A 13,522-nucleotide genomic window follows, 5' to 3' on the forward strand; every position below is an offset into this window, starting at 1 on the left:
AAGCGTTGGCGGACATTCTACCGACAATTCCCTCACTTTGCCGAGATCGCGGCGGCTTTTTAGTCGTGATGGTGCCCGCTGGCTGGTCGGGTCTGGTGATGGGGCCACAACTGCTACCCTTGCGCCCCTTTGTTAACCTGAAACCATGACATGCACCACAAAGCTGAGCCAGAACTGTCCGGCATGAGTCTTATTTGGTGTTGGTTTTATGTTAACGTTTTGCAGTCGAGGTCGTGATGACCCCGTTGGCTTGTGATGGATAACAACCTTATAAAAAGAGAATAAAAAATGAAGAAGAAGCTAATTTATGCAGCTGTTGTCAGCGCCCTGCTGGCCGGATGTGGTGGAGATGACAACAAGGGAGACACCACCAGCTCCCTCGACTACGTCCTGAGTGGCGCCAACGGGGTGCGCCCGAGCGTGCTGGCCCCCCGTGCCAGCGACGGTACCCTGAAGTTTTCGACAGAAACTGCTGATCTGTCGAACCCGGTATCTGCCCTCTCCACCCTGGATGGCTGGTCAACCACCCAACCGGTCCAGCTGGTACCAGCGACCGTGACCGGTGTCTCTGTGCCGGCACCGGCGGCCAGCGAGTATGCCTCTGCCGTTGCGCCCCTCTACCTGCTCGAGCTCACGCTGGATCCGGTCACTCTGCAACCCAACGGAGTCAAGGGCGGCAAGCCACTGGTTTATGGGACCGACTTTGTGGTCACTGGCGGGGACGGCAAGCTCAATCTGGTTCCGCTCAAGCCGCTCAATCCCTCTTCTTACTACATGATCGTGGCGACCGATGCCCTCAAGGACAGTCGCGGCACACCGCTCAAGGCGGGAGGCGATTACAGCAGCTTCAAATCGACAGCTGGCGCAACTACTCAGGAGCAGACCATCAACGGCCTGATCTCGCTGCAGGAAGGTCTGTTCAAGGCGGCCACCGGGATCACCAGCGACCGGGTGATCTTCTCCGACTGGTTTGCCACCCAATCTGGTGCCGATGTGCTGCTGGCGGTGAAGAGTGCCGCCGCTTCCGTGCTGAAGAGCCCGAGCCTGGACGCCGCGGCGCTGTGGAAACAGGATGCCAAGGGCAACACCAGCCTGCCAGCAACCTATACCATCAATGGTCTTAATGGCGGGGTGGATTTTCTGACCCAGCTGGCGAATGAGCCATTCTTGCCGCAGAAAGATCGTGATGCGATTGCTGCCGCTGTGGCGGCTAATGGCACCCTCAACGGAGTCGCAGCGGCGACCAAGGTTTATACCGGCACCATCAAACTCCCTTACTTCCTCTCTACACCCGCGATAGCTGGCTCATGGGACAAGGCCAAGACCCAATCCTGGCACGGCGCCATTCCCAGCCTCTATGCCATCGCCAACGCGCTGAAAGCGGGCGATACCGAGGTGATCGGTGGGCTGGTTGGGGCGGGCGTGGACCCGGCATTGCTGGGTGAGCTGATCGCCGACCCGAGCCGTCAGAGTGAACTGCTGACCGAGGCGAGCAAGCTGATCGGGGTGACCCTCACCGCCGATGGCAAGCCGCTGGATGCCGAGCGCAATATCGGCCGTTTCAACCCGTTGCCGACCCTGACCGAAGTACAATCGGTACCGCTGCGGATCTTCGCCGCCGCACCGCTCAATACCATCACCGATGTGATCATCTATCAGCACGGGGTTACCTCCATCAAGGAGAACGCCTATGCGCTGGCGCTGGGCCAAATCGGCGCCGGTGCCACAGCCAGCAAGAGCGTCGCTGTGGTAGTGATCGATCACCCACTGCACGGCGAACGTGGCTACGCCTTGAGCGGCAGCATGGATACCGTCACCACCTCCGAGAACCCGACTCCCTACCTGAATCTGGGCTATCTGACGGTGGCGCGGGACAACCTGAAGCAGAGCGTGGCGGATCTGCTGGGGCTGCGACTGGCTGTCGGCCTGGCCAATGCCAAGGGGCTGGGTGGCCAATTGGGTGGTGCCGGTCTGAAAGTTCACTTCCTCGGTCACTCACTCGGTGCCATTACCGGGGCCAATCTGCTGGCTGTCGCCAACCAGACCACCGGCAGTGCTCAGGCTGATGCCCTGTTCAAGTTCGATACCGGTGGTCTGGCGATGCCGGGTGGCGGCATCGCGCCGTTGTTGCTCAACTCGCCGAGCTTCGGGCCGACCATCAAGATGAGCGTGCTCACCTCGGGCAGTCCGGCGCTGAAAGCGGGCTTTACCGCCTATGCACCGAATTGCAAAACGGCTGCCGCCACTTGCTTCGTCAACGAGTTCCTGCCCAGTCTGGATGCCGCCACGCAGGCGGGTGCGGCGAGCACCTTGCAGAGCTATACCTTTGCCGCCCAGTCAGTGCTGGACTCTGCCGACCCGATCAATCTGGGCAGTGGCATCGCCAAGAGCTTCCCGCTGTTCGCGACCGAAATTGTTGGCGATGGTGCGCTCAATCTGCCGGATCAGGTGATCCCCAACAGCATCGCCTCTGCGCCGCTGGGTGGCACCGAGCCGCTGTTCCGGGTGCTGGGTTTGCAAGAGCTGAAGGGTTCCGGCGTGCTCCCGGCGGGTCACCATGCTGCGCGCTTCCTGAAAGGGGGTCACAGCTCGCTGCTGGCTCCTGACGAGAACTTCGATCAGGCTGGCGCGGTCACCACCGAGATCCAGACCCAGTTCGCCAGCTTCTTTATGAGTGGCGGTGCGGCGGTCAAGGTGACTGACGACACCCTGATCAAGCAGTAACTGCCCATCGCGTAAAAAAACGCCGCCCCTCGGGGCGGCGTTCTCGTTTCTGCAACTGCTGAAAAATCAGGTCGGCTGGTGGTTGCGATCCAGCCAGCCTTGCAGCAGGCCGACCAGCAGACCGGTCAGGTGGGCGATATTGGCGGTGCTGGTGCCGAGCATGTCGAAAAAGCCGAGCACCATCCAGAACAGCATAAAGCCCATCAGCGCAGGTGGCAGAGTCAGGCCACAGGCCGGTTGCAGCTTGCTGCGCAGCCAGCAGTAGCCGAGCAGGGCATAGACCACGCCGGAGAGGCCGCCAAACAGCGGGCCGCTGGCAAAGAACTCGGCGATATTGGGCAGGGCGGCGCCCACCAGCAGCAGGATCAGCAGCTTGCCGCTGCCGAGGCGCTGCTCGATCTGGCCGCCGAGATACCACCACCACAGCAAGTTGAACACCAGATGGAGCACCGAGAAGTGGATCAGGGCGGGGGTGAAATAACGCCACGCCTGCCAGTCGGTGAACTGGGCCAGCGTCGGGTGGAATGCCAGTTCATCGTAGATTGGCAGGCCGATGGCCTCGATCCCGTAGATGGCGAGACAGGCGATGATGACCACCAGCGTCAGCGGCCCCGCCTGATGGAGGAAATCGGTGATGGGGTCCGTCATCCCCTTGCTGTAGTCGATGCGGGCATCGGCGCGGCCGGATTGCCAGGAGGCCTCCATGTAGCGCGGGTGGCCCGGCTCGGCCAGAAAGCGCTTCACCTCCAGCTGGGCCTGAGCGAGGCGTTGCTCGTCCGCCAGCCAGATGGTGACCCCCAGCTCGGACTGGGTCAGCTCGCAGGAGATGCCCAGCGTCGCCAGATAGTCCACCAGCGCCTGCGCCATGCGGGCGTTGTCGAGCACCAGCAGCTGGATCATGCCTCGCTTGCCTCGATGGGAAACTCCCTGCGCCACGCCTCGAAACCGCCATCCAGACTGTAGACCTCGTCATAACCCTGTTGCAGCAGGTATTGGGCCGCCCCCTGACTGCTGTTGCCGTGATAGCACATCACGATGACCGGGGTATCGAAATCCACTTCGTTCATAAAGCGCACCAGGGTGCCGTTGGTGAGGTGGAAGGCGCCGACCGCGTGGGCCGCTTCAAAGGATTGTGGGTCGCGAATATCCACCAGACGGGCTTCACCCGCGCTCAGTTTCTGGTGGGCATCATGGGCACTGATATGGGCAAACTGGTCCATCGGGATGTCCTGCGAATAGGTTGATTACGGGCCAGTGTACCGCAAGCTTGGGCGCAAACTAACCCCACAAAAGATAAGGGAGCCAGCGGCTCCCTTGTCGATATGGCATGCGTGTCAGTGGGTTAACCGCCCAGATAGGCCTGCCGCACCGCCGGGTTGGCCAGCAGGGCGGCGCCCGTGTCTTGCAGCACCACGTGGCCGTTCTCCAGCACATAACCGCGGTCGGCCAGCTTGAGCGCCTGGTTGGCGTTCTGCTCCACCAGAAAGATGGTCATCCCCTTCTGGCGCAACTGCTCTATGGTGTCGAAGATCTGCTGGATGACGATGGGGGCCAGCCCCAGCGAGGGTTCATCCAGCAGCAGCAGGCGCGGTTTGCTCATCAGGGCGCGGCCGATGGCCAGCATCTGTTGCTCGCCGCCGGACATGGTGCCCGCGCGCTGTTCCAGCCGCTCGTGCAGGCGTGGGAACAGGGTAAACACCTGATCCAGCAGGCCATGCTGCTCTGCCTTGTCGACGAAAAAGGCGCCCATCAGCAGGTTCTCCTCCACCGTCAGGCGGGCAAAGATACGGCGCCCTTCCGGCACCACGGCGATATCCTTGCGCATGATGCGGGCTGTGGTGAGGGAGCTGATCTGCTCCCCTTCAAACCAGATGGAGCCGCTGCTGGGCTTGGGCTCGCCGCAGAGGGTCATCAGCAGGGTAGTCTTGCCCGCGCCGTTGGCGCCGATCAGGGTGACGATTTCCCCCTCTTTCACCTCGACGCTGACATCGTGCAGCGCCTGAATTTTGCCGTAGTGGGTCGATACGTTGCGAAGTTCTAACATCTTGTTTTCCTTACGACTCGCCCAGATAGGCCTTGATCACTGCCGGATTATTGCGGATCTCATCCGGCTTGCCATGGGCCAGCGGGGTGCCTTGGCTGACCACGAAGATACGGTTGGAGATGCCCATCACCAGCTTCATATCGTGTTCGATCAGCAGCACCGAGACCCCGAATTCGTCCCGCAGGCTCATGATGAGCTCGTCCAGCTCGTCGGTCTCCTTCGGGTTGAGGCCGGCAGCCGGTTCGTCCAGCATCAGCAGCTCGGGACGGGTCGCCATGCAGCGGGCGATCTCGAGGCGGCGCTGCTGACCGTAGGCCAGATTACCGGCGGCGCGGTTGGCAAGATCCTTGAGGCCCACTTTATCCAGCCAGAAGGCGGCCCGCTCCAGCCCCTCCTGCTCCGCCCGGCGGAAGGCCGGGGTCTTGAACAGACCGGCGATAAAGCTGGTGTTGAGGTGCTGGTGCTGGGCGACCAGCAGGTTCTCCACCGCTGTCATCTCCTTGAACAGCCGCACGTGCTGGAAGGTACGCACAATCCCCTTGCGGGCGATGAGGTGGCCGGGCAGCCCCTGGATCTCTTCACCCTTGTAACGGATGGTGCCGCCGCTCGGACAGTAGAAACCGGTCAGGCAGTTGAAGATGGTGGTTTTGCCCGCGCCGTTGGGGCCGATGATGGAGATTACTTCGCCCTTGTCGATATCCAGTTTGACCCCGTTGACGGCCAGCAGGCCCCCGAAGCGCATCGACAGATCAGAGACTTCCATTAACTTCTGATGTGTACTCATTTCTTCAACTCCAGATGCGGACGGGTCATCGGCAGCAATCCCTGTGGCCGCCAGATCATCATGAACACCATCAAGAGGCCAAACATCAGCATGCGGTACTCGTTGAATTCGCGGGCCAGCTCCGGCAGCACCGTCATCACGATAGCTGCCAGCACCACCCCGATCTGGGAGCCCATACCACCCAGCACCACAATCGCCAGCACGATGGCCGACTCGATAAAGACGAAGGATTCCGGGCTGATAAAGCCCTGCCGGGAGGCAAAGAAACTCCCCGCGAAGCCTGCGAAGGTGGCGCCTATGGTGAAGGCGGTCAGCTTGATGATGGTGGGGTTGAGCCCCAGCGATTTGCAGGCGATCTCATCTTCCCGCAGCGCTTCCCAGGCGCGGCCAAGGGGCATGCGCAGCAGACGGTTGATGACAAACAGGGTCACCACCACCAACACCAGCGCCATCAGGTAGAGGAAGATCACCTTGTGGTTGGCGTTGTAGGTAATGCCGAAGAAGTTGTGGAAGGTATCAAAGCCCCCATCCTTGACGGTGCGGTTGAACTCCAGCCCCCCCAGGGTCGGTTTGGGAATGCCGGAGATCCCGTTCGGGCCGCCGGTCAGGGTGGTCATGTTGTTGAGCAGGATGCGGATGATCTCGCCAAAACCCAGGGTGACGATGGCCAGATAGTCCCCCCGCAGCCGCAGCACCGGGAAACCGAGCAGGAAGCCGAAGGTAGCGGCCATCAGCCCGGCGATGGGCAGGCACTCCCAGAAGCTCAGTCCGAAGTAGGTGTTGAGCAGGGCATAGCTATAGGCACCGACCGCGTAGAAGCCGACATAGCCGAGATCGAGCAGACCGGCGAGGCCGACCACCACGTTCAGGCCCAGCCCCAGCATGATGTAAATCAGGGTGAGGGTGGCGAGATCGATGGCGCCGCGAGAGGCCATAAAGGGCCAGCTCACCGCGAACAGCAGCACCAGCACGGCGGTGAGGTTATAGAGCTTGGGCGCCTCTTCCGGGCTCGGCAGCACCAGCTTGGTGAAGCCGACCGAGAAGCCGCTGATGGAAGCCTGAAACAGCTTGGCGATCTGGCCGCGCAGCATCTGGAACCAGAAAACAAGGGTGGCTCCCCCCAGCAGCCAGGCCAGCGACACATCGAGGCGGCTCACTACCTGCAGGCTGGAGCCATCGGTCTCCAGCTTGAAGCCGAGCAGCCAGAAAGAGAGCACCAGCAGCACCAGGCTGGCGATACAGGCGTGGATAAATTGATGTTTCATCACACTTTCTCCACTTCCGGACGACCCAGGATGCCAGTAGGCATAAAGAGCAGCACAAAAATGAGCAGGGCAAACGCCATCACATCCTTGTATTCGGTGCTGAGATAACCGGCGGTGAGCGCTTCAACCACGCCGAGCAGCAGGCCGCCCAGTACGGCGCCCGGAATGCTGCCGATACCGCCCAGCACTGCGGCAGTGAAAGCCTTCAGACCGGCCATAAAGCCGAGGTAGGGATTGATGACGCCGTAATACATGCCGAGCAGCACCCCGGCGACGGCGGCCAGCGCAGCCCCCAGCACGAAGGTGATGGAGATGACTATATGGGTGTCTATCCCTAACAGGTTGGCCATCTTGATATCTTCCGAACAGGCGCGGCAGGCACGGCCCATGCGGGAGCGGCCGATGAACTGGGTCAGCGCCAGCATGGTGATGAAAGTCACCACGAAGATGATCAGCTGCATATAAGAGAGGCTGGCCTGAAAACCATCTTCCCCCCCCAGGATCCAGCCACCGGAGATCAGGCTGGGCATGGCGATATCCCGCGAGCCCTGCGCCATGCGCATCATGTTCTGCAGGAAGATCGACATGCCGATGGCGGAGATAAGGGGGATCAGCCGGTTGCCACCGCGCAGTGGCCGGTAGGCGACCCGCTCGATGCTCCAGCCATAGGTGCCGGTGATGATGATACTGACCAGGAAGGCGCCTCCCAGCAGTAGAAAGGTGCTGTCGATGCCCATCATCATGAGCCCCGCCATCACCATAAAAGCGACATAGGAGCCGATCATATACACCTCGCCGTGGGCGAAGTTGATCATGCCGATGATGCCATAGACCATGGTGTAGCCAATGGCGATCAACGCATAGGTGCTGCCTATGGTTAATCCGTTCAGCAGTTGCTGAACCAGATAGAGGAGGTGTTCGGACATACTGCGTTCCCTGTACTTGCCCGCAAAGAGAGGAGGGGGTGAGCGTACTCACCCCCGATCGGCAGATTATTTGACTTGGCTGGAAGTACCGTCAGCGTGCCACTGGAACACACCGAATTCGAAGCCTTTCAGGTCACCGTTCGGTGCCCAGGTCAGGGGGCCCATCACGGTATCGATCGGGGCGACCTTGATGGCGGCGGCAACGGCGGCCGGGTCATCTTCACCCGCCTTGGCGATACCGGCGGCCAGGGTTTGCACCGCGGCATAGGTAGTCCAGACGAACGGGCCGGAGGAGTCCTGACCCTTGGCCTTGAACGCTGCCACCAGCGGGGCGTTGGCAGGCACCAGATCGTATTTGTTCGGCAGGGTCACCAGCAGGCCTTCGGAAGCCGGGCCACCGATGGCGGAGATATCCTTGTTACCCACCCCTTCCGGGCCCATGAACTTGGCTTTCAGCCCCTTCTCGCCAGCCTGACGCAGGATCAGACCCAGCTCAGGGTGATAGCCGCCGTAGTAGACGAAATCGACGTTCTCTTTCTGCAGCTTGGCGATCAGGGCGGAGAAGTCCTTGTCACCGGCGGTGATCCCTTCAAAGGCCACCACTTTCACGCCAGCCTTGTCGAGCGCCGCTTTGACGCTGGAGGCGATCCCTTCACCGTACTGCTTCTTGTCGTGGATAACGGCGACGCGCTGGGGTTTGACCTGCTCGATGATGTACTTGGCGGCAGTCGGGCCCTGATCGCTATCCAGGCCGATGGTGCGCAGGGTCAGCTGGTAACCGCGCTCGGTGATCTTGGGGTTGGTGGAGGCGGGGGTGACCATCAGGATCCCCTCGTCTTCATAGATGTCCGAGGCGGGCAGGGTGTTGTCGGAGCAGAGGTGACCGACCACGAACTTGACGCCGTCGTTCACCACCTTGTTGGCAACGGCCACCGCCTGTTTGGGATCGCAGGCATCGTCATAGACGACTGCTTCGATCTGCTTGCCATTGATGCCGCCAGCCTTGTTGATCTGCTCTACCGCCATCTTGCCGCCGGTGAACTGCATGTCCCCGTACTGGGCAACCGGGCCGGTAACCGGGCCTGCGATACCTATCTTGATGGTGTCTGCCGCGTGGGCGATGGAGATCGATCCAAACAGAGCCAAAGAAACCGCTGCGCCAACTGTGATTTTGCTCAACTTATGCATTGATTCGTCCCTTAATCAGTGGATTGTTTCATTTCCGTGTGCCATTCCGGATCTACATCCCGTGCATCCGGCTATAGGTATGGTTCTATCATTCCTCACGGGGCAATAACAAGCTGTTAAAGATACTAACCAGAGGGGGTTGGATGGACGGATTTTGAAATAAATGACCTGTTATTTTCGGCTAATCAGAGCTTAATTTTGATTTGTTGACTTAACATCTTGGTAACGAGAGGCGATTCTGACAAACGCCAGAGGATTAATCTGGCGATATTTTACTCTGACAGCGCTCCCATTTTGACCAGAATCCATTTGCGCAAACAGAAATGAGCGCCTAAATTAGCCGGCATTGACAATTCCGTGGCAGAGCTCGTTAAAACCAAGCCTTTATTCGGGAAATCTGCTAATGTTCCGCCTTTGACAGTCAGGAGACAGAGATGGCCACTATCAAGGATGTCGCCTCGCGCGCAGGCGTATCCATCTCCACCGTCTCACATGTGCTCAACCACACTCGGCGGGTCAGCGAAGACGCGACCCAGAAAGTGATTGAGGCGGTGGCAGAACTCAACTACGCGCCCAACTCGGTAGCGCGCAGTCTTAAAATAAATTCGACCAAGACCATTGGCATGCTGGTTACCACCAGCGTAAACCCCTTCTTCGCAGAAGTGGTGCAAGGGGTTGAAGCGTACTGCTTCGAACAGGGCTACAGCCTGATCCTCTGCAACACCGAAAACCAGCCGCCTCGCCAACAGCATTACCTGAGAATGCTGATGGAAAAACGGGTGGATGGACTGCTGGTATTGGGTACCGATATCGACACCCCGTTGCGTGACATGCTGCGCATCCACAAGAACGTGCCGCAGGTGGTACTGGATTGGGGCACGGAGTGCGATTTCGCCAACGTCATCAACGACAACGCCCGCATCGGCGCCCGCATGGCCGTTCGCCATCTGCTGGAGCTGGGGCACCGCGACATCGTCTGCATCACTGGCCAGCTCTCCAAGCCGACCACCCAGCAGCGACTGGACGGGGTACGTGATGCGCTGGGCGAGCACGGTCTGACCCTCAAAGATGAGCAGGTCTTTGAAGGGGATTACGAGAGCCAGAGCGGCTTCGATGCCATGCAGCGCATCCTGGCCCTGCAGCCTCGTCCGACCGCGGTCTTTGCCTTCGACGATCCCATGGCGATCGGCGCGATTTGCGCTGCCTGGGAAGCGGGAGTCAAGGTGCCGGACGATATCTCCATCATCGGCTACGACGATGTGGAGATGGCGCGCTTCTCCAGCCCGCCGCTGACCACCATCCGTCACCCTAAGGCCGAACTGGGCCAGCTGGCGGTGAAGCATCTGGTCAGCCGGATCCGCAACAAGGAGCTGGAAGTGGAGTCGATGACGGTACAGCCCGAGCTGATTGTCCGTCGCTCGGTCAAACCGCTGCGTTAATCCGCACCCGTTGCCAAAACGAAAAACCCCCTCTGTCACGAGGGGGTTTTTGTTTATGGGCGGTTTACTTTCAACCAGTGGCTCGCAGCGCCGATCTCGGCCTTGTGAGTGAATATTCCCCCCGTTTGAGCTGCCTCGCATTTTGCTTGTTAATCGTTTGATCAATATCAACAAAGGGTTAAGTTCTGATGGACTCCCGACTTAACCGTTCCATCCTGTAGGTTGGGTATGACTGTCAAGGATGGTGTCTTATGTTCCCCCCTCGCAAGCTGGGTCACCAGATCACGCTGCTGGCAATTGGCGGCATCGTATTGCTCGCCGTGGTGCTGCTTACCTTTAATCTGTTTGAAAATCGCCAGCGGGCGCTCGCGGCCGAGCAGGCTGCACTGCGGAGCCAGCTCCAGAACGTGGAAGCTGTGATCAAAAATACCAGCCATGAAACCGTGCTGGCGGCGACCCTGATCGCCCAGCGGCCGGATGCAGCAAAGGCGGTGGCCGACAAGGATTGGCAGACCCTCGCCAATCTGTTTGATCCGCTCTGGCCCGCCCTCAAGGCGCAGGGGATCCAGCAGTTTCACTTTCACATTCCCCCGGCTACTTCCCTTTATCGGGTACACAAGCCCGCAAATCATGGCGACGACCTCTCTGCTACACGGTTGGCTGTGGTCGAGGTGAACCGCAATCATCAACCGGTCGGCGGGTTGGAGACCGGTCAGGGTGGCACCGGGATCCGCGGCGTAGTGCCGGTCACTTTCAATGGCCAGTCGGTCGGCTCGGTGGAGTTTGGCCGCGCCCTCGACACCTCGCTGTTTGCCGATCTGCTGGGCAAGGAGAGTCGCCTTGCCATCTATCTGTTTGAACAGGGTAAACCCGTTATGCTGACTGGTACCTCCATGCTTGGTGAGTCGGTGGACTGGTATCAGGAGGTATTGGCGGGAGAGAGCCGCTTCACCACCATCAAGCAGCAGGGGAGCGATTTTCTGGTGATGGCGGCACCGTTGCGCGACTTCTCCGGCAAGGCGGTCGGGGTGATCGAGTTGGCGCGTGATCACAGTGAGGTGGCAGCCGCGCTGGTACGCCAGAGCTGGCAGATGGTAATGATCGCGCTACTTGGCACCGCTCTGATTGCGGTGGCGCTGGTGCTGCTGCTGGCGCGTCTTAGCCGTCCGCTGCTCGACAGCGTCAAGGCGCTGGAGGCGCTGGCCAATGGCTCCGGCGATCTCGGCAGCAAGCTGCCGGTGGCGGGGCCGGAGGAGATCCGCCGCCTCGGGTCGGCGTTCAATGGCTTTGTTGCCAAGATCCGCGACACCATCAGCCAGCTCACCGCCACTTTGGGCGAACTGGCTGGCGAGAGTGAGCGGTTGTCGCGCAGTGCGGCGGGCAACCTTGGCAACATGACGCGCCAGCAGGAGCAAACCACCCAGCTCGCCACCGCCATGACCGAGATGACCAGCACGGTACACGAGGTGGCCAACAACACGGCGCAGGCGGCCGAAGCGGCCAACGAAGCGGACAATCAGGCGGTCACCGGCGATGAGGTGGTGCAGCAGAGCGTCAACATGATCGAACAGCTGGCGGAGGAGATCGCCAGCGCGGGCAACACAGTGAAAGAGGTGGCCAAGGCCAGCGAGCAGATTGGCTCGGTGCTGGCGGTGATCCAGTCCATCGCCGAGCAAACCAACCTGCTGGCCCTCAACGCTGCCATCGAGGCGGCCCGGGCCGGTGAACAGGGGCGTGGTTTTGCGGTGGTGGCCGACGAGGTGCGCTCGCTGGCCGGGCGCACCCAGCACTCCACCGCCGAGATCCGCGGCACCATCGAGCAGTTGCAACGGGCGGTGGGCACCACGGTGACCATGATCGAACACAGCGTCTCGCGGGCCGGGGAGTCGGTGGAGCGGGCCAATCAGGCGGGAGAAGCCCTCGGCCGGATCAAGGGGGCGGTCAACAGCATTCGCGACATGAACACCCAGATCGCCGCGGCCTCGGAGGAGCAATCCTCGGTGAGCGACGAGATCACCCGCAATATCGTCAGCGTCCACGAGATCTCCCAGGCCACCACGCTGGTGGCGCGGGATACCGCCCATATCGCCAGCCATGTGGCGACCCTGGTGGACAAGCTGGGGGATCTGGCCGGGCAGTTCCAGGATGGTTCCAACGTGCGGATGGTGCTGAGTCGCGCCCGCGCCGCTCATATGGGCTGGAAGACCCGGGTGCGTGCCTATCTGGATGGGCAGGAGGGGCTGTCGCGCAGCGAGGCGGTCAGTGACAAGGAGTGCCGCCTTGGCCACTGGTACTTCAGCGAAGGGCAGGCATGCTGCGGCGATCAACCCGCCTTCAGGGCGATGGCCGCCCCGCACGCCAGACTGCATCAGGTGATCCAGCAGATTATCGAGCTGAAAAATCAGCACAAGCATGAAGAGGCAGAGGCTCTCTATCGCGAGATCGAGCAGAACTCAGAGCAGGTAGTGGGCTGCATCGATCAGCTGCTGCAGGAGATGACCAAGCCGGAGCGTTAATGACTAGCGGATCGGATAGCCAAAGGGCTGACAGCGATGTCAGCCCTTTTTCATGGTGCGGGTCTGGGGCGAGGTTACTGCTCCGGTCTCTCATCCTGGTAACGGGCGGCGGTGATGAACTGGCCGAAGGTTTCACACCAGACGATCACGCTGCTGTAGCGGGCCGGATCGATCGTGGCGGGCAGCGGCACGATAAAGTTGTCGAAGGTCTTCACCGGCCCGACTCGCACCATCTGATCCTTGAGGCGAGCAAAATCGGCTTCGGTCTCGACAAACTCGGGGGAGAGGTAGAGCTGGTAGTCCGGCCCGGGGGCCAGCTTGCCCATCAGGCTGACGGCATCCGGCCCTATGCTCACCTTGCCTTCCCCCCAGTGCAGCCGATCGCTGTCTTTCAGATCCCGGCGAAAGGTGCCGTGGAATCTCGCCTGCTGCTGGCTGGCCGCTACCTGCTCGGTATCAGGGGCGGTTGGCGCGATCAGGATCGGCAGGGTGTAGACACCGGCGGCAAAGCCTGCCGCCGCGACCAGCAGATGGGTGCCCAGCAGCAGGGCCATGGTTTTGCGCTTCATGATATCTCGGTCGTTGATGAACAGGTGCCAGCATCATAGCAGTGGCGCAGGCGAAACTGCTTGTCAT

The 13,522-nt window shown here is 60.7% G+C and carries 11 protein-coding genes; 3 read left to right on the plus strand and 8 right to left on the minus strand.

Going from position 1 to position 13,522, the window contains the following annotated elements; translation table 11 throughout:
* Positions 1 to 288: 288 nt before the first annotated feature.
* On the plus strand, positions 289 to 2,724 hold the full coding sequence (locus AB5Y99_RS04920) for a VolA/Pla-1 family phospholipase (protein WP_368208895.1): 2,436 nt from the start codon (positions 289 to 291) through the stop codon (positions 2,722 to 2,724).
* 66 nt (positions 2,725 to 2,790) lie between these two features.
* Here AB5Y99_RS04920 and glpG read toward each other — a convergent pair whose 3' ends face one another.
* The 7 genes from glpG to AB5Y99_RS04955 all read right to left on the minus strand — a co-directional run bounded on the left by glpG (position 2,791) and on the right by AB5Y99_RS04955 (position 8,931).
* A complete protein-coding gene (gene glpG, locus AB5Y99_RS04925) occupies positions 2,791 to 3,624 on the minus strand; it encodes a rhomboid family intramembrane serine protease GlpG (protein ID WP_005339431.1) in 834 nt (277 codons plus the stop codon).
* A complete protein-coding gene (gene glpE / locus AB5Y99_RS04930; RefSeq protein ID WP_244776120.1) occupies positions 3,621 to 3,944 on the minus strand; it encodes a thiosulfate sulfurtransferase GlpE in 324 nt (107 codons plus the stop codon). The genes glpG and glpE overlap by 4 nt, the downstream gene beginning before the upstream one ends.
* A 122-nt stretch (positions 3,945 to 4,066) precedes the next feature.
* Positions 4,067 to 4,768, minus strand: coding sequence for an ABC transporter ATP-binding protein (locus tag AB5Y99_RS04935; RefSeq protein ID WP_005339433.1), 702 nt, complete (start codon positions 4,766 to 4,768; stop codon positions 4,067 to 4,069).
* Between the two features lie 10 nt (positions 4,769 to 4,778).
* Positions 4,779 to 5,552: a high-affinity branched-chain amino acid ABC transporter ATP-binding protein LivG gene (gene livG / locus AB5Y99_RS04940; protein WP_005339435.1), complete on the minus strand. Its 774-nt coding sequence runs from the start codon at positions 5,550 to 5,552 to the stop codon at positions 4,779 to 4,781.
* Positions 5,549 to 6,817: a high-affinity branched-chain amino acid ABC transporter permease LivM gene (locus tag AB5Y99_RS04945; protein WP_005355922.1), complete on the minus strand. Its 1,269-nt coding sequence runs from the start codon at positions 6,815 to 6,817 to the stop codon at positions 5,549 to 5,551. Before AB5Y99_RS04945 ends, livG begins: the two co-directional genes overlap by 4 nt.
* The gene (livH, locus tag AB5Y99_RS04950; RefSeq protein WP_323894063.1) at positions 6,817 to 7,743 is read right to left on the minus strand and encodes a high-affinity branched-chain amino acid ABC transporter permease LivH; all 927 of its coding nucleotides are present in this window, start codon (positions 7,741 to 7,743) and stop codon (positions 6,817 to 6,819) included. Before livH ends, AB5Y99_RS04945 begins: the two co-directional genes overlap by 1 nt.
* Positions 7,744 to 7,809: 66 nt before the next feature.
* Positions 7,810 to 8,931, minus strand: coding sequence for a branched-chain amino acid ABC transporter substrate-binding protein (locus AB5Y99_RS04955; protein WP_206876539.1), 1,122 nt, complete (start codon positions 8,929 to 8,931; stop codon positions 7,810 to 7,812).
* Between the two features lie 434 nt (positions 8,932 to 9,365).
* Between AB5Y99_RS04955 and AB5Y99_RS04960 the strand changes: the two genes are divergently transcribed.
* Positions 9,366 to 10,370 carry a substrate-binding domain-containing protein gene (locus AB5Y99_RS04960; protein WP_005355925.1) on the plus strand — a complete coding sequence of 335 codons (1,005 nt, stop codon included), beginning with the start codon at positions 9,366 to 9,368 and terminating at the stop codon, positions 10,368 to 10,370.
* 251 nt (positions 10,371 to 10,621) lie between these two features.
* Positions 10,622 to 12,886 (plus strand): methyl-accepting chemotaxis protein, encoded by a 2,265-nt coding sequence (locus AB5Y99_RS04965; RefSeq protein WP_368208899.1) that lies wholly within the window; start codon positions 10,622 to 10,624, stop codon positions 12,884 to 12,886.
* 74 nt (positions 12,887 to 12,960) lie between these two features.
* Here the strand turns inward: AB5Y99_RS04965 and AB5Y99_RS04970 are convergent, their stop codons facing one another.
* Complete coding sequence (locus tag AB5Y99_RS04970; RefSeq protein WP_368208901.1) at positions 12,961 to 13,455, minus strand: DM13 domain-containing protein; 495 nt, start codon at positions 13,453 to 13,455, stop codon at positions 12,961 to 12,963.
* Positions 13,456 to 13,522: the final 67 nt, after the last annotated feature.

It is taken from the genome of Aeromonas sp. R4-2, assembly GCF_040908295.1.
GTDB classification, from domain to species: Bacteria; Pseudomonadota; Gammaproteobacteria; order Enterobacterales; family Aeromonadaceae; genus Aeromonas; species Aeromonas veronii.

Excerpts from the sequence above, each read along its gene's own strand:
- AB5Y99_RS04935 (WP_005339433.1), bottom strand. The coding sequence starts at position 4,768 with ATGTTAGAACTTCGCAACGTATCGACCCACTACGGCAAAATTCAGGCG.
- AB5Y99_RS04945 (WP_005355922.1), bottom strand. The coding sequence starts at position 6,817 with ATGAAACATCAATTTATCCACGCCTGTATCGCCAGCCTGGTGCTGCTG.
- glpE (WP_244776120.1), bottom strand. The coding sequence starts at position 3,944 with ATGGACCAGTTTGCCCATATCAGTGCCCATGATGCCCACCAGAAACTG.
- AB5Y99_RS04955 (WP_206876539.1), bottom strand. The coding sequence starts at position 8,931 with ATGCATAAGTTGAGCAAAATCACAGTTGGCGCAGCGGTTTCTTTGGCT.
- AB5Y99_RS04920 (WP_368208895.1), top strand. The coding sequence starts at position 289 with ATGAAGAAGAAGCTAATTTATGCAGCTGTTGTCAGCGCCCTGCTGGCC.
- livH (WP_323894063.1), bottom strand. The coding sequence starts at position 7,743 with ATGTCCGAACACCTCCTCTATCTGGTTCAGCAACTGCTGAACGGATTA.
- AB5Y99_RS04970 (WP_368208901.1), bottom strand. The coding sequence starts at position 13,455 with ATGAAGCGCAAAACCATGGCCCTGCTGCTGGGCACCCATCTGCTGGTC.
- AB5Y99_RS04965 (WP_368208899.1), top strand. The coding sequence starts at position 10,622 with ATGTTCCCCCCTCGCAAGCTGGGTCACCAGATCACGCTGCTGGCAATT.
- AB5Y99_RS04960 (WP_005355925.1), top strand. The coding sequence starts at position 9,366 with ATGGCCACTATCAAGGATGTCGCCTCGCGCGCAGGCGTATCCATCTCC.
- livG (WP_005339435.1), bottom strand. The coding sequence starts at position 5,552 with ATGAGTACACATCAGAAGTTAATGGAAGTCTCTGATCTGTCGATGCGC.
- glpG (WP_005339431.1), bottom strand. The coding sequence starts at position 3,624 with ATGATCCAGCTGCTGGTGCTCGACAACGCCCGCATGGCGCAGGCGCTG.